Annotated in this window: 18 protein-coding genes; 8 read left to right on the forward strand and 10 right to left on the reverse strand. The window is 72.5% G+C overall.

Annotated features, from left to right (window positions below; all coding sequences use genetic code 11):
- Positions 1-52 precede the first annotated feature (52 nt).
- Together DEJ01_RS05070 and DEJ01_RS05075 are read right to left on the reverse strand one after the other, a co-directional pair.
- On the reverse strand, positions 53-1,225 hold the full coding sequence (locus tag DEJ01_RS05070; protein ID WP_071246751.1) for an ROK family transcriptional regulator: 1,173 nt from the start codon (positions 1,223-1,225) through the stop codon (positions 53-55).
- A gap of 116 nt (positions 1,226-1,341) precedes the next feature.
- Positions 1,342-2,277, reverse strand: coding sequence for a ketopantoate reductase family protein (locus DEJ01_RS05075; RefSeq protein ID WP_111092370.1), 936 nt, complete (start codon positions 2,275-2,277; stop codon positions 1,342-1,344).
- 78 nt (positions 2,278-2,355) lie between these two features.
- Between DEJ01_RS05075 and DEJ01_RS05080 the strand changes: the two genes are divergently transcribed.
- A complete protein-coding gene (locus tag DEJ01_RS05080; RefSeq protein WP_111092371.1) occupies positions 2,356-2,922 on the forward strand; it encodes a TetR/AcrR family transcriptional regulator in 567 nt (188 codons plus the stop codon).
- A 4-nt stretch (positions 2,923-2,926) separates the two neighbouring features.
- On the opposite strand, the gene DEJ01_RS05085 is transcribed toward DEJ01_RS05080, so the two are convergent.
- From DEJ01_RS05085 to DEJ01_RS05095, 3 genes are read right to left on the reverse strand one after another with little or no spacing between them, the layout of a single operon-like run.
- Positions 2,927-3,886 (reverse strand): hypothetical protein, encoded by a 960-nt coding sequence (locus DEJ01_RS05085; RefSeq protein ID WP_258375644.1) that lies wholly within the window; start codon positions 3,884-3,886, stop codon positions 2,927-2,929.
- Positions 3,883-4,845, reverse strand: a complete 963-nt coding sequence (locus DEJ01_RS05090; RefSeq protein ID WP_111092372.1) for an NAD-dependent epimerase/dehydratase family protein — start codon at positions 4,843-4,845, stop codon at positions 3,883-3,885. Before DEJ01_RS05090 ends, DEJ01_RS05085 begins: the two co-directional genes overlap by 4 nt.
- A complete protein-coding gene (locus tag DEJ01_RS05095; RefSeq protein ID WP_111054323.1) occupies positions 4,842-5,489 on the reverse strand; it encodes a MerR family transcriptional regulator in 648 nt (215 codons plus the stop codon). Before DEJ01_RS05095 ends, DEJ01_RS05090 begins: the two co-directional genes overlap by 4 nt.
- A gap of 339 nt (positions 5,490-5,828) precedes the next feature.
- On the opposite strand from DEJ01_RS05095, the gene DEJ01_RS05100 reads away from it, so the two are divergent.
- Genes DEJ01_RS05100 through DEJ01_RS05115 form a run of 4 tightly spaced genes read left to right on the forward strand, consistent with a single transcriptional unit; the run spans position 5,829 to position 8,912 of the window.
- Positions 5,829-6,398: an alternate-type signal peptide domain-containing protein gene (locus DEJ01_RS05100; protein WP_111033128.1), complete on the forward strand. Its 570-nt coding sequence runs from the start codon at positions 5,829-5,831 to the stop codon at positions 6,396-6,398.
- 23 nt (positions 6,399-6,421) lie between these two features.
- Complete coding sequence (locus tag DEJ01_RS05105) at positions 6,422-6,973, forward strand: hypothetical protein (protein ID WP_111092373.1); 552 nt, start codon at positions 6,422-6,424, stop codon at positions 6,971-6,973.
- On the forward strand, positions 6,970-8,238 hold the full coding sequence (locus tag DEJ01_RS05110; RefSeq protein ID WP_111092374.1) for a fibronectin type III domain-containing protein: 1,269 nt from the start codon (positions 6,970-6,972) through the stop codon (positions 8,236-8,238). The genes DEJ01_RS05105 and DEJ01_RS05110 overlap by 4 nt, the downstream gene beginning before the upstream one ends.
- Positions 8,235-8,912: a signal peptidase I gene (locus DEJ01_RS05115; protein WP_181438362.1), complete on the forward strand. Its 678-nt coding sequence runs from the start codon at positions 8,235-8,237 to the stop codon at positions 8,910-8,912. Before DEJ01_RS05110 ends, DEJ01_RS05115 begins: the two co-directional genes overlap by 4 nt.
- On the opposite strand, the gene DEJ01_RS05120 is transcribed toward DEJ01_RS05115, so the two are convergent.
- Positions 8,818-9,999: an epoxide hydrolase family protein gene (locus tag DEJ01_RS05120; protein ID WP_111092375.1), complete on the reverse strand. Its 1,182-nt coding sequence runs from the start codon at positions 9,997-9,999 to the stop codon at positions 8,818-8,820. The two genes, DEJ01_RS05115 and DEJ01_RS05120, sit on opposite strands and share 95 nt — an antisense overlap.
- A gap of 93 nt (positions 10,000-10,092) precedes the next feature.
- Between DEJ01_RS05120 and DEJ01_RS05125 the strand changes: the two genes are divergently transcribed.
- Both DEJ01_RS05125 and DEJ01_RS05130 read left to right on the forward strand, forming a co-directional pair.
- A complete protein-coding gene (locus DEJ01_RS05125; RefSeq protein ID WP_111092376.1) occupies positions 10,093-10,686 on the forward strand; it encodes a MarR family winged helix-turn-helix transcriptional regulator in 594 nt (197 codons plus the stop codon).
- On the forward strand, positions 10,683-11,603 hold the full coding sequence (locus DEJ01_RS05130) for an NmrA family NAD(P)-binding protein (protein ID WP_111092377.1): 921 nt from the start codon (positions 10,683-10,685) through the stop codon (positions 11,601-11,603). Before DEJ01_RS05125 ends, DEJ01_RS05130 begins: the two co-directional genes overlap by 4 nt.
- On the opposite strand, the gene DEJ01_RS05135 is transcribed toward DEJ01_RS05130, so the two are convergent.
- From DEJ01_RS05135 to DEJ01_RS05150, 4 genes are all read right to left on the reverse strand, one after another.
- Positions 11,572-11,880 (reverse strand): hypothetical protein, encoded by a 309-nt coding sequence (locus DEJ01_RS05135; RefSeq protein ID WP_111092378.1) that lies wholly within the window; start codon positions 11,878-11,880, stop codon positions 11,572-11,574. The two genes, DEJ01_RS05130 and DEJ01_RS05135, sit on opposite strands and share 32 nt — an antisense overlap.
- Positions 11,881-11,885: 5 nt before the next feature.
- Positions 11,886-12,131 (reverse strand): hypothetical protein, encoded by a 246-nt coding sequence (locus DEJ01_RS05140; RefSeq protein WP_111092379.1) that lies wholly within the window; start codon positions 12,129-12,131, stop codon positions 11,886-11,888.
- Between the two features lie 74 nt (positions 12,132-12,205).
- Positions 12,206-12,478 (reverse strand): hypothetical protein, encoded by a 273-nt coding sequence (locus DEJ01_RS05145; protein ID WP_146247559.1) that lies wholly within the window; start codon positions 12,476-12,478, stop codon positions 12,206-12,208.
- A gap of 144 nt (positions 12,479-12,622) precedes the next feature.
- Entirely contained in the window at positions 12,623-13,678 is a 1,056-nt protein-coding gene (locus DEJ01_RS05150) for a hypothetical protein (RefSeq protein WP_146247560.1), read from the reverse strand.
- A 24-nt stretch (positions 13,679-13,702) separates the two neighbouring features.
- Here DEJ01_RS05150 and DEJ01_RS05155 point away from each other — a divergent pair, with 24 nt between their 5' ends.
- Entirely contained in the window at positions 13,703-14,302 is a 600-nt protein-coding gene (locus tag DEJ01_RS05155; RefSeq protein ID WP_111092382.1) for a TetR/AcrR family transcriptional regulator, read from the forward strand.
- Positions 14,303-14,312 lie beyond the last annotated feature (10 nt).

Below are 14,312 nucleotides of genomic sequence, written 5' to 3' on the forward strand. Positions count from 1 at the left end.
CGCCCCGGCCTGCACGGGGTGCCCCGGCCGGCACGGCACGGAGCGCCTTCGCTCAGCGTGCGCGCGTCACGTCCACGGCTTCGATCGCCAGCGCCAGCGCGCCGGTCACCGAGGCCTTCTCGCCGAGCTGCCCCTGCACCACGTCCGGCGTGCCGTCCACGTCGACGATCAACGACGACTCGAGGGCGTGCCGCATCGGGCCGAGCAGGAGTTCCCCGGCTCGTGCGAACTCGCCCGTGACCACCACCCGCTCCGGGTCGAGGACGTTGCACAGGCCCACCGCCGCCGAACCGATCGCGCGCCCGGCGTCCGCCACGGCGCGCATGCAGACCTGGTCGCCGCCCATCGCGCGCAGGATCAGGTCCGCCAGCTTGAGGGTGCCGACCTCGTCGCGGACGCCCTCGAGCACGGCGGGTGCGCCGGCGATCGCCTCGAGGCACCCGCGGTTGCCGCACCGGCACAGGGGCCCGTTCGGCAGGACGGGGGTGTGCCCGAACTCACCGGCGATGCCGTGGTGCCCACGGAACAGGTGTCCGCCCAGCACGAGTCCGGCACCGATGCCGTTGCCGACGTCGAGCGTCACCACGGTGTCTCGGCCACGGGCCGCCCCGCTCCGGTGTTCCGCCAGGGCGGCGAGGTTGGCGGAGTTGTCGACCTGCACGGGCTTGTCCATCCGCCGGGCGAGCGACTGGCCGAGCGCGATGCCGTCCCAACCCCGCAGGATCCCGCCACGCGCCGTCATCCCGGTGCGGGCGTCGATCGGGGCGGCCACGGCCAAGCCGACAGCGAGCACCTCGTCCATCGACGACTCGATGGACTCCACCATGTCCAGCACGAGCAGCGCGGTCTTGTCGAGCTCGGCGTCGGCGCGGTGGTCGCGGGCCAGGGGCATGTGCCGCTCGGCGAGGACGGCGCCGTTCAGGTCCGACAGCGCCAGCCGCAGGTGCCGCGGCGAGACGTGCACCCCGGCGACCAGCCCGAGGCCGTGCGGCAGGGTCACGCGGAGCGCCCGACGGCCGCTCGAGGTGCTCGGCGTCGCGTGCAGGGCACCGGTCGCGACGAGTTCCTTGACGATGTTCGAGACGGTCGCGGGGGAGAGTCCGGTCACCCCGGCGAGCTCGACCTGCGTCAGCCCGCCGTGCCGCTTCACCGCGCTGACGACCCGGCCCCGGTTGGCTTCACGCAGTGAAGCTTGGTTCCCCGGACTGCGGCGCGGCTCTGACACGGGGACAGCGTAACGGGCGGGTCCGGAACGCTCGCCGTGACGGCCTGGAGGCACGGTGCCAGCTGGCACCGTGCCTCCAGGCCGTGGGTGGTCGCGTCCACGGCCCGCACCCGTCGTCAGACGCGTCGCGCCGTCCGGTCGAGGCGCGGGGTCGGGATGCCCAGGGCGGCGGCGGTGCGGCGGACGTCCGCGAGGACCGCGAGGGGTTCGGCGGCGGTCGGGTCGTCGTGCGCGGCGAGGCTCGCCCGCGCGATCGGGACGAGCGCCGTGGCCGCGGCCACCACGGCGGCCGTCACCCCCGGGCGTCGGACGGGCAGGGTCGTGGAGCGGTGTCGGGAGAGGTCGACGCCCCGTGCCTCCAGGACCGGGAGGAGCTCGCGGCCGGTCAGGAACGCCTCGCGGAGCGCCTGCCGATCCCCGACCATCGTCGCCAGGCCACCGCTCTGCAGGGCCTGCGCGAACATGCCGGCGTCGAGCACGAAGTGCAGCCACAGCCAGCCACGGATGTCATCCTCGTCCTGCACGGTGAACCCCGCCCGCCGGAACACCGACCGCACCAGCTCCCGCCGGTCCGGAGCCGTGCCGGTCGTCCCGAGCCGCACCGAACGGAGGACGGCGCCGTGCAGGACCCCGTCGGCGTCGAACCCGCCGCCGGCGCCCGGGAACCCGAACAGCACCCGGTCCGCGGCGAGCGGTGCGACCGCGGCGAGGGGTTCGTCCCACACGTTGCCGAGGACCAGCACCGTGGCGTCGCCGATGCGGGGCGCCAGGGTGGCCACGGCCTCCTGCAGCCGGTGGTGGCCGACGCTGAGGACGACCAGGTCGTACGCGTCCGCCGTGTCGACCGACTCGACCAGTCGCGTCGGCGACGTCGATCGGGTCCGCCGACCCAGGGGTCCGCGGCGGCCGTCGATGACGTCGGTCTGCACGGTGTCGCCGTACTCGGCAGCGCGCCCCGGCCGCACCAGGTGGTCGACCTGGTGCCCGGAGTGCTGGAAGGCCTGGCCGTAGATCGTCGCGATGACGCCCCGTCCGAGCATGAGGATCCGCATCAGGCACCTGTCCGCTAGTCTGGAGACGATCTCCACTTGGAAGATATGGAGATTGTTTCCACTTGTCAAGGAGCGCCCGTGCCGGTCGAAGAGCCCCTGCCTGGCGAGAAGCCGATGCGCGCCGATGCCCGTCGGAACCGCGACGCGATCGTGGCCGCTGCCCGGACGGCGTTCGAGCGTGACGAGCAGCTCCGGTTCGACGACTTCGCCGGACGCGCGGGAGTCGGCGTTGGCACCCTCTACCGACACTTCCCGACACGCGAAGCGCTGGCGGCTGCGGTCTACCGGGGTGAGGTCGACGTCCTCTGCCGCCGTGCTCGTGACTCGACGCGACGAGCGGCCGAGAGCCTCGACGACTTCCTGCACGGGTTCGTGGAGTACGTGGTCGACCACGCGGGGCTCGCGCGCACCCTCGCCGCCGTCGTCGACGCCACCACGCAGGCCGAGGGCGGGGGAGACCTGGAGCGGACGCTCGCCGAGCTGATGGCGCGCGCTGCTGCCGACGGCACCATCCGGTCCGACGTCGCCCCCGGGACGGTGCTCATGCTGCTGCACGGCATCGGGGCCGGGATCGATCGCCCCGGGTGGGCGACGGAAGCCCGTGCTGCCGCCGACCTGATCTCCCGAGGGCTCCGGGCCCGCTGATCCGTCAGCGCGGTCGCGCTGCCGGAGCGGTGCGGGCACGGAGCAAGCGGGCACGGAGCAGCACGGCCGCGCTCGCAGTTGCGGCGAGCACGACGAGTGACCACGCCACCGCGCCCACCGCGCCAGCGGGGTGGACCACCGACTGTCCGACCGCGGCCTGCACGGTGAGGAGCACGGTGCCCGCCGCCCACGCGACCGCGACGACGACCACGATCCGCACCTGCGTGGTCGGTTCCGCCAGCCACGGCAGGCGCCGACCGGCGGCGGCGACCAGGAGCGCCACCAGCGGGAGCACCTGCAGGGCGTGCATGCCGACGAAGTGGGCGACCCGGTAGTCGCCGCCGACCGTGCTCCACCCGAGCAGCGGCACCCCGGGTCCGCCGTCCGCGATCCCCACCGTGTGGGCGCCGACGATCCCGTCCGGGGCGCTGAGCTGGGTGGGGGTCGGGCCGGTCATCAGGAACGCGACCCCGATGCCGCCGAGCGCGATGACGGCACCGGCACGGACGGCGACCGTCAGTGCCGGTGTGGGCAGGCGCAGGAAGAACAGCGCGATCGAGGTGACGAAGGTGCAGAGGTAGAGCGTCGTGATCGCCACCGCCATCACCGCCCACACCACCACGTGCACGCTGTTCGACACGTTGAAGTGACTCGTCGTGCCGGTGGCGGCGGCCCACACGATGAGCACCTGTTCCACCACCAGGGCCACGGCGACCACGGTGCCGAGTCGGCGAGCCAGCGTCTGCCACTTCGGCAGGTGGGCGATGAGCCACGCCCACGTGACGGCGTAGAGCAGGATCGACAGCGAGAACTTCAGGGGCTTCATCCACGCCGGTGCTCCGAGGATGGTCCGGGGATCCACGACGAGTCCGACGAGGCAGACCGCGGTGGACACGACCATCAGGCCGGCGACGGCCATGAGTGCCGGGTGCCACGCGACCGCTCGGCGGACGGCGGCGATCACCGGGTCACGCTCCGGGCGTGCAGCAGGGCGGCGGCCACGACGTCGGCGGTGGGGGTCGGGTGCACGCCGAAGGTCTGCTCGAACGCCGACGAGTCGAAGACGTAGGGGTCGGTGTACTGGTACCGCAGCTCGAGCGTCTCGCGGGCGGACGTGTTGAACAGGGCGCCGAAGCGCAGCGTGGCCGACGACATCACGGCCGTGCGAGCGGCGGGTACCCCGGCGAGCTCGACGTACTGCCGCCCGGTCAACGCCGGGGCGGTCGGCAGGTGCCAGGTCCGGCCCGTCGCACGGTCGTCGGTGCCGAGGACCACGAGCGCGTCGCCGATGTCGGTCGTGGCGGTGAGGGAGTGCGGCTGGTCGGCGTCGAGCAGCCAGGTCGGCCGCTTGCCGGCGGCGATCCGATCGACGACGAACCCGTTGAACACGCTCGTCGTCGCCCCGGGGCCGGTGAAGTCGGCGCTCCGCCCGATGGTGACGGCCAGTCCGCGGTCGGCCGCGGTCCGCAGCTGCTCGAGGGCGGCCGCGCGCACCGCACCCTTCCGGCCGGAGGGGTTGATCGGGGTCGCCTCGGTCATCGGCCCGGACACGCGGCCGTAGGCGTAGACGTTGTCGAGGTACACCAGGTGGGTGCCCTCGGCCAGGGCTGCCTCGACGGTGTTGTCGACGATCCGCGGCCACTGGTCGGCCCAGACCCCCGACGAGTACGGCAGGCCGGCGACGAGGTACGCGACGTCGGCGCCGTGCAGTGCGCGGCGGACCGCGGTGGGGTCGAGCAGGTCGGCGATGACGTGGTCGGTGCGGGCGTCGGCGCTCTCGCTCTCGTTGTTGCCTGCCGTTGCTGGTGTCGACGGGCGCCGGCCGACGGACACGGCGGCGACGTCGTGCTCGCGGAGGGCTCGGAGCGTCTCGCGGCCGACGACACCGTTGCCGCCCAGGACGACGTGCAGTGGAGCGGTCATGCGCCGGCCTCGTCCGTGTCGGCGACGGGGAACAGGTCGTGGGTGGCGTCCTGCTGCGCCAGGCGCCGGAGTCCTGCGAAGAGCGGATCGCCGAGGACGGTGCCGATCACCATCAACTCCGCCATCGCGGTCCGGCCGTCGCGGTCCTGCAGCGCGGCGACGTCGGCACGTGCCGCGCTCGCCGCTGCCGACACGTAGGCGTCGAGGTAGTCGTCCGGAGCGTCGAACCCGATCGTGCGCAGCCCGTCGAGTGCCCGGGCCGCGGTCTCGAGTCCCGGGTTGTCCGACGTCGCGCACCAGCCGGCGGCCGACACCCGTTCCTCGATCCGGCTACGGGCCTCCGGGGTCGCCTCGGATTCGGGGGAGCGCGGGGTGGTCATCGCGTACTGGGCGACGGCGAAGACCTCGGCCAGCGGTGCGGTCTCGGCGTCGAGCACGGCCAGGACCTGCTTCGTCACGGCGACCGAGAGCCCGCCGGTCTCCAGGAGGGCCCGCACGAGCCGGACCCGTTCGACGTGCCGGTCGTCGTAGGCGGTCTGGTTCGGCGCCGACTTCTCGCCGGGAGGCAGCAGGCCTTCGCGTTGGTAGTACTTGACGGCGGTGACCGGCGTGGACGCCGCTCGGGCAAGTTCGGATATTCGCACTATCGGAGAGTAGCGGTATCTAGTTATGTCCACAAGGCTCTCGCCTCTGGGTGGGCAGGTGAGGGTGTGTCAACCTGCCAGTCCGCCTGTGTCTGCGCGCAGATCGGCACGCGGGGAATTGTCATGTCATACTCAGCGAAGCAGCACGACCGGCCGTCGGCGGGTCCCTGCTCGCAGGGCTTCGTCTCCTGCACTTGCCGCTCCCAGCAGGTCGAGCACCACGTTCTCCGGTCGATGCGCCGCGCCCTTCCCCGGGGCGTGGCTGCCAGCAGCTCATCGAGCTGTCCGCCCGCACGTGGTCGACGCAGATCCGACGTTCGACGTCGCAGAGAGCACACCATGAAGAAGATCATCACCGCCTCGATCATCGGCGCAGCGGGCGTCGCCCTCCTGCTCGGAGGCGCCGGCACCTTCGCGCTCTGGAACTCCAGCGCCGAGACCGCCGGGGGCACCATCGTCGCCGGCGCACTCTCGATCAAGCCGACCACACAGGCGGCGAGCTGGACCGTCAACGGCGGGTCGCCGCTCTCGACACTGGACGGCTACCCGATCGTGCCGGGCGACGTCGTCACCTACTCGCAGGACATGGTCGTCACCGCGAACGGCAAGGGCCTGAAGGCCACCCTGGCCGTGGACCCGGCCTCGGTCGAGGCCACCTCGACGTCGGCCCCGGCGGACGTCGCACTGGCGAAGTACCTGTCGGCGAACGCGGTGCTCACCGCGTCCGGTGACGGGGTCTCCGGTGCCGCTGCGCCGTACACGGTGACCGGGCAGACCGGCTCGCAGCAGGACGTCCGCGTCGGCGTGACCATCGCCTTCCCGAAGAGCACCACCCCCGGTGTCGAGGACGGCACGCAGAACGGGTCGGTCGACCTCGACGCCATCGCCGTGACCCTGACCCAGGCGTGAGCCGCCGGCGCCGAGGGGGCGCGATGACCGGCTGGCCGACGGCGACGTTGCTCGCCGTCGCCGCGGTGGGGATCGTGGCGGTCGTCGCCATCTCCACCGACGGTGGCACGTTCGCCCTCCTCAGCGCCCGGTCCTCGACCGAGCCCGCGACGATCACCGCCGGGTCCGCGGACCTGTCGCTGAGCAGTCTCGCGCTGCCGTCCGCACCGCTCTACCCCGGTGCCACCGAGTTCGGCGTGGTCACCGCGACGAACACCGGCGACGTCCCCCTCGACCTCGGCGTCGCGACGGCGCGAGCCGGCACGACGACGTCGGCCTCCGGTGTCCGCAGTGACCTGCGGGTGACCGTCGGTGCTGCGACGTCGGCGGCCGTGTGCCGGGCCGGCAGCGTGCGCCCCACGTGGTCCGGCACGCTCGACTCGACCTCGCCGCGGTCCGCAGGCATCGCGCTGCCCCCGGGCGCCGCCGTCGTCCTCTGTCTCGCCGTCGCGATGCCGGCCGATGCAGCCGCCTCGCAGCAGGGCCTCTCCACCGACTTCACCACGACCATCAGCGGGACGCAGGCAGGATCATGACCGACCGCACTCCGCGTCGACGCGTGCTCCTGCTCGGAGCGACGGCGGCCGCGGTCGTCTTGCTCGAACTCGTGAGCGGCGGGACGGCGTGGGCGACGTGGACCGCCCCGGCCCAGTCCGTCCGGGCCGCCGCGACGACCGGCTCCGTCTCGGTCGGCATCCGCGGCGTCGAGGACCTCGCCACGACGTACTCCTCGGCCGCGCTGTCCCGCACGGCGCTCGTCACGGTGTCGAACTCGGGGTCCGTCCCCGCGACCACCTCGCTCTCGCTCGCGGCGACCGCCGGGTCAGCGGTGTCGAGCGCCGTCCGGGTCGACGTCTGGCAGTCCACGAACGCCAACCCCTGCTCCGGTGCTCCGTCGAGTGCGGCGATCACCGGTTCGGGCACGACGATCGCCCCCGTGGTCGCCACCCTCGCCGCCGGCGCGAGCCGTTCGACCTGTGTGCGGACGTCGGTCAGCCAGGGCCAGCGCTTCGACCTCTCCGGAGGCTCGACCACCCTGGACGCGACCGTCACCGCCCGTCAGGGGGCCTGGTTCGGCACCGCGCACGCCCGCGCCGCCCAGAACGTCGCCGACACCGTCACCCCGTCGGTGCCGTCGAAGACCGCCGAGACCGACAGCAGCATCACCGTCACCTGGGCAGCGCCCGCGGACGCCAGCGGCATCGGTTCCTACGCCGTGTACCGGGACGGCGTCCTGGTCAGCGTGACGTCGGCGTCCGTCCGGTCCTTCACCGACACCGGTCTGCAGGTCTCGAAGTACTACGCGTACACGGTGCGAGCGGTCGCCAGCGGGACGGGCGGCCACGCGTCGCCGTCGTCTCCCGGCATCCAGCACGCCACCGGCTGGTACACGTCGACGAGCCGGTACGTCCTGCGGAACGACGCCACCGGCACGTGCGTCGCGAGTGGTGGGTCGGCGTCCGGCTCGCCGATCACCACGACGTCCTGCACGACCAGCGCGACGCAGACCTGGCGCTTCACGCCCGAGGACGACTGGCTCCGGATCACGTCTCCGTCGAACCCGTCGCTGTACTGGGACGCCCCGAGTGACCGCTCCGCCCTGCTCCGTCCCGACAACGACATCAGCGCCCAGAAGTGGACGGCCGAAGCGGTCGGCGCGGGCAGTGGGCTCTTCCGGTTCCGCAACCGGAACGACCTCTGCCTGACGGCGTCGAGCGGGTCCGCCGCCACCAACCCGATGACGGTCGCCGACTGCAGCACGTCCGGACTCCAGCTGTTCTCCCTCCGGGCCACGTCGTGACGACCGCAGTGTTGCAGGCGAAGCCGGAGCGGGAGCCGCAGCCGCAGCCGCAGCCGCAGCCGCAGGGTGCCCGCTGGTCGGGCGCCCTCCGGCTGCTGGGGCAGACGGCCGCGGTCCTGCTCCTGATCGTCGTGGTCGGGCTCGCGGCGCTGGCGATCCTCGTTCCGCGGATCACCGGTTCGGTACCGCTCACCGTGCTGACGAGCTCGATGGAGCCGGGGATGCCACCGGGCACGCTGGCGGTCGTCCGCCCGGTGGACCCCTCGGACATCGGTGTCGGCGACATCGTCACCTACCAGATCCGGGTCGATCGGCCCGGCGTGATCTCGCACCGGGTGGTCGCCGTCGCGATCGGGGCCGACGGCCGCCGTCTGTTCACGTTCAAGGGCGACAACAACTCCGCCGTCGATCCCGAACGGGTCGTCGCCGCGCAGGTCATGGGGCGGGTCTGGTACTCGATCCCCGGCCTGGGGTTCGTGAACACCGCCGTCGCGGGCGACGCGCGCGCCTGGCTCGTGCCGACGCTGGGCGGCGTGATGATCGGCTACGCCCTGCTGCTGGTGATCCGCTCGCTCGCCGTCACCGGAGCCCGCGGAACGTCGCACGGACGTCGTCGACGAGCAGCTCCGGCTGTTCGAGCATCGCGAAGTGCCCGCCGCGCGCGACCTCGTTGAAGAACACCAGGTCCGTGTACCGGCGCGCTGCCCAGCGGCGCGACCGGCGGACGTACTCGCCCGGCATGATGCTCAGGCCGACGGGCAGGGTCAGCGGCTCCTCGACGGTGCCCGGGGTGGCCCAGCCGGTCCGCGTCGCCTCCCAGTAGATGCGCGCCGAGGACGCAGCGGTGTTCGGCAGCCAGTACAGCATGACGTCGTCGATGATCTCGTCGAGCGGGAAGAGCCGTTCGGCATCGCCGTGTTCGTCGTGGGAGCCGCCGACGTCCTGGAACATCGCGTAGATCCACGACGCCAGCCCGACGGGGGAGTCCGCCAACGAGTACCCGATGGTCTGCGGGCGGGTCGACATCTGCTGCGAGTAGGCCGACAGCTCCTGCCAGTAGTGGCCGCTCTCCTGCAGCATCACCCGCTCGTCGGGGGAGGCGTTCCGGACTTCGTCGTCGGTCGGCATGAACAGGGCCATGTTGAGGTGGATCCCGGCGAGCCCGATGTCCCCGGCGGCCTGCAGTGCGGCGAGCTCCGCGGTGACGGTGGCGCCGAGGTCACCGCCCTGGGCGAACCAGTCCGTGTACCCGAGCCGGGACATCAGCACCGACCAGGCCCTCGCGGTCCGGGCGGTGTTCCACCCCGTCGTCGTCGGCTTCCCGGAGAAGCCGAACCCGGGCAGGCTCGGGATCACGACGTGGAAGGCGTCCGCCGCGTCGCCGCCGTGCGCAACCGGGTCGGTGAGCGGACCGATCGCGTGGCGGAACTCCAGCACGGAACCGGGCCAGCCGTGGGTGAGCAGGAGCGGGCGGGCACCGGGGACGGCGGACCGGACGTGCAGGAAGTGGACCTCGAGCCCGTCGATGTGGGTCGTGTACTGGCCCCAGTCGTTCAGCAGTGCTTCGGTCCGGCGCCAGTCGTACTCCGTCGTCCAGTGTTCGACGAGGGCGCGGACCTTCTCGAGTCGGGGTCCCTGCGAGGTGTCTCCGACGGTCTCGGCATCGGGCCAGCGGGTGGTCAGGAGACGGCGGCGCAGGTCGTCGAGTTCCACCTGGGGGACGTCGAGGGTGAACGGGGTGATGGCTGCGGTGTCCGTCATGGGGTCCTCGGCTGCTCGGCGTCAGGGCGGCTGTCCGTCTTGATCGCAGATGATCTTTGCACAAGACGATCTTGTTCCGGTACGGTCTCCGGTATGGACAGTCCGACGTCGACCGACGCACTCCCCGAGATCGACTGGGGTGCCGAAGGGATCGAATCCGAACTCGGGTGGGCGCTGCCGCTGGCGCTCCAGGGCTTCACACGGCTGGGCAGCGAGGCGGTCGCCGACGTGCCGGGTGGTCCCCGTGGTTACCAGGTGCTCGTCGCGATCACCACCGAGGAGCCGTCGTCGCAACTCGGGCTTGCGCAGCGCCTCGGGATCGACAAGACCCAGATGACCTACATCGTCGACGCGCTCGAGGCGGGCGGGTTCGTCGAGCGCCGCCCCGCCCCGACCGACCGGCGAGTGCGGCAGGTCCACCCCACCGACGCCGGCCGTGCCCTGCTCGCCCGGACGCGGTCCGCCCTGCGCGGCGCCGAGGGCGTGCTCATGCGGCACCTCGACGACGACGAACAGACGACACTGCGCCGGCTGCTGGCCCGCGTCGCGCTCACCGCCGGGCTCGGCACCGCCGGACCGGACCAGGCGGACCCCACGTTCCAACACCCCCTCGCCGTCCCGGAGCGATCCCGACGGCGCACCGCGACGACCACGTCGACCACCACTGCAGTGAGGCCCCGCCCATGACCACCACCATCCTCGTCGCCGGCGCCACCGGCGACCTCGGGCACCGCATCGTCCGCGAGCTCACCCAGCACGACGTGCGGGCCCGGGTCCTCACCCGGCCCGGCAGCAGGACCGCCGCAGAACGCTTCGGCGATGACCCCCGTGTCGACGTCGTCGCCGCCGAGTACGGTGACCACGACGCCCTGACCCGGGCCGTGAGCGGGGCCGACGTCGTGGTCTCCGCCGTGAGCGGGACCCGCCCGGTGATCGTCGACGCCCAGCGCGCGCTGCTCGCGGCGACCGTGGCGGCGGGCGTCCGGCGGTTCATCCCGTCCGACTACTCGGCCGACTACCGGCGGATCGCACCCGGCACCAACCGCAACTTCGAGCTGCGGCGCGAGTTCGCCGCCGACCTCGACGCGGCCCCGGTGCAGGCGACCTCGATCCTGACCGGCATGTTCACCGACCTGCTGACCGGCGAAGCCCCGATGATCCTGTCCGGCCGTCGGCTCGTGCTGTTCTGGTCGTCGGCGGACCAGGTGCTCGACTTCACCACGAAGGACGACGTCGCCCGGGTCACGGCCCTCGCCGCGCTGGACGACGATGCTCCGCGGGTGATCGAGATGGCGGGCGACCAGGTCACCGCACGCGACGTCGCACGCACCATGAGCGAGCTGACGGGGGAGCGCTTCCGGCTGCAGTGGGCCGGCACCACCGGCACCCTGTCCGCGATGAGCGCCGTCGGCAGGCGCCTGTCGAAGGACCCCGACGAGACGTTCCCGGCATGGCAGGGGATGCAGTACTTCGTGAGCATGTTCAGTGGGCAGGCGCAGCTGCACCACGTCGACAACGACCGCTACGGCGTGCAGTCGTGGACGAGTGTCCGTGACGTGCTCCGCGCGCACCTCAGCGGACAGGGCCACCCGGCGACGGACTGACGGGCGCGGTGTGCGGTCGTCGGCGGCGGAACAGGAACGCGAGACCGACGACGACGACCGGCACCAGCGCGAGTGCGGCGACCCAGACGAGGACGTCCCACTCCGGTGAGAGCGGCACGCCGAGCGTGCTCGACGAGGTCCGCCACACCTGGTCGCCGGGCCCCTCGTGCTCGTCCATCCCCGTGACCGGGAACAGCAGCGCCGTCACGATCGCCCAGCCGACCAGCACCACGACGGCGATCAGCGTCCAGGGACGCGTAGCGGACGGGGCGGACATCTGTGTCACCGGACCGCAGTCCGCGAGCGCTCGGCCCGGGTGCCCCACCACGTGGCGACCAAGGCTGCGGCTCCCAGTGCGAGCCCGACGACGCCTGATCCGAGGCACGGGATGAGTGCGAGGCCCAGGCCGATGTTCGCGCCGCCGCCCTCCGGGCCGTAGGACGCGTCGTACATCAGCGCCCCGACGCCGAGGAACCCCACGGCGAGGAGCACGGTGCTGACCCAGTGGAGCGTGCGGGTTGTGGTCATGGTGGTCGTTCCCCTCGGAAGTGCGGTTGACGAATCCTCGCACGGCTGTTCCGCCGCACATTCCTGGAGCGGCATCAGTCGATCGGCACGCGGCCGGCTCGGGCCGCCCGGACGATCTGCCACACGCAGACCGCGAGCACGACGGCGCCGGTGACAGCCGCGACCCACGTGCCGGCGACACCGATCATCGGCGTGGTCGTGCAGTAGCTCGTCGCTTCTCCGGGAACGGCATCGGCGCAGGTGGTCGTCGGGATCAGCGTCAGCATCGACACCGTCACGGTGACGACCACCGCGACCGTGGCCCACCCCACCACTCGTTCCACCGTGCGCTCCGTTCTGCCTGCCATCGGTGGCTCAACCATCCCGCACGACGGACCGGACCGGTGTCTCGATCCGGCAACGAATCGGCCGTGCCGACAGGCGGACGGGAGGCCCGGTGCCAGCTGGCACCGGGCCTCCAGTCCGTCAGCCGCTCGCGGTGACCGCATCGCTCACGCCACGACGGCGGCCGGCGGCACCGGTCCGACGATCGCCGCGACGTCCCGTCGCCGTGCGGCGCCGGTCCGCACCCCGTGCGCCACCGACAGGGACACGGCTGCGGCGACGATCCACGCACCCAACGTGAGGAGCGCGCCCGTCGCGCCAGCCCCGTCGAAGTAGCTGAACCCCGTGACGGCGCCGAACGCGGCACCCGGCGGGAGGGCCTGTCCGACGGTGGCGAGCACGGGTGGCAACAGGTGGGTGCTGATCGTCGCACCGCTCGTCGCGTTGCCGAGGGTTGTGAAGAGGAGCGTCGAGACGATCACGCCCATCGGTCCGACGATCGAGGTGATCGCCATCGTGGACAGCGAGACGGCGACGGCGAGGAGCGAGAGCACCACGATCACGGCGCCCGTCGCTGCGGGGACGGCGCCGTCGATCGGCCCGGCGATGACGGCGACCACCGCGGCTGCGGCGATGCTCCCCACCACCGTGACGACGATCCGGGTGCGGAGCCGAGCGAGGGCGCCGAGTGAGTTCATGACCTGCGCCAGGATGAACGCCGCCAGGGTCGTGCCGAAGACCAGGTAGAACCCCGCGATGCCCTGGGCATCGTTCGTCGCGAGCGGGACGACGTCCTGTGTGCTGGTGACGGAGGCACCGGCGCCGGCCGCGACCCCGGAGAGCATCGTGGTCGCGGCGGTCGTCGCGCTCCGTCCCTCGGCGCCTGCCGTGTACAGGGACCAACCGTCGCTGCCGGGGACGAGGGCTGCGACCGCGTCGCGGGACCGGACGAGGTCGCGTGCGTCGGAGGGGGAACCGGCGGTGCGCACGTCGGCGCGGTCGCCGAGCGCCTCGCCCGCCGCGTCGGCCACCTGGGTGCCGACGACGGCGATGGGCAGGTGGTGGGGTGTCGGGGCCTTCTGCAGGCCGATGTACAGGCCGGCGAACGCTCCGGCGACGGTCATCGCGACCAGGACCTGGGTGACGAGGACGGGCAGCACCCGGCGGACCGGGGGGAAGCCGGCAGACTTCGCAGCGCTGTTAGTAATCGATTCATTACTCATGGAATCGGATGATACCCTCGCGGCATGACGACAGCAAGGGGTCCGGTCCAGAAGGGTGCGGAGCGCATGGCCGGCAGCCAGCGGCGCGAGGCCACCCTGACCGCGGCGGCCGCCGTGTTCGCCCGGCAGGGGTACCACGGCGCGACCACGGAGCGCATCGCCCAGGCCGCGGGCATCAGCCAGCCGTACGTCGTCCGGATGTTCGGCTCGAAGGAGAACTTGTTCCTCGCCGTCGTCGACGGGTGCCTCGAAGCCGTGCTCGACGCGTTCCGGGCGGCGCTCGACGACGGGCAGCCGGGCACCGTCGCGTCCCGCCTCGGCGCTGCCTACCGTGCGCTCGCGACCGAGGACGGCGTGCACCTCATCGTGATGCAGTCGTACATGCTCGGTGCCGACCCCGTCGTCGGACCGGTCGCCCGAGGCGGCTTCACCCGGATCCTGCACTTCCTGGTCGAGGAGGCCGGGCTGTCGGAGTCCGCGGCGGAGTCGTTCCTGGCCAAGGGGATGCTCATCAACACGCTGCTCGGCATCCGGCTCGGGGACCAGGACGACCCGCTCGCGCAGCGGTTCACCCAGACGGTGTTCGACCCGGAACCCGCAGGACCCGGGCCGACCGACCGCTGACCAGACCCGT

The sequence above is a fragment of the Curtobacterium sp. MCLR17_040 genome, assembly GCF_003234735.1.
In the GTDB taxonomy this organism is placed as follows: Bacteria; Actinomycetota; Actinomycetes; order Actinomycetales; family Microbacteriaceae; genus Curtobacterium; species Curtobacterium flaccumfaciens.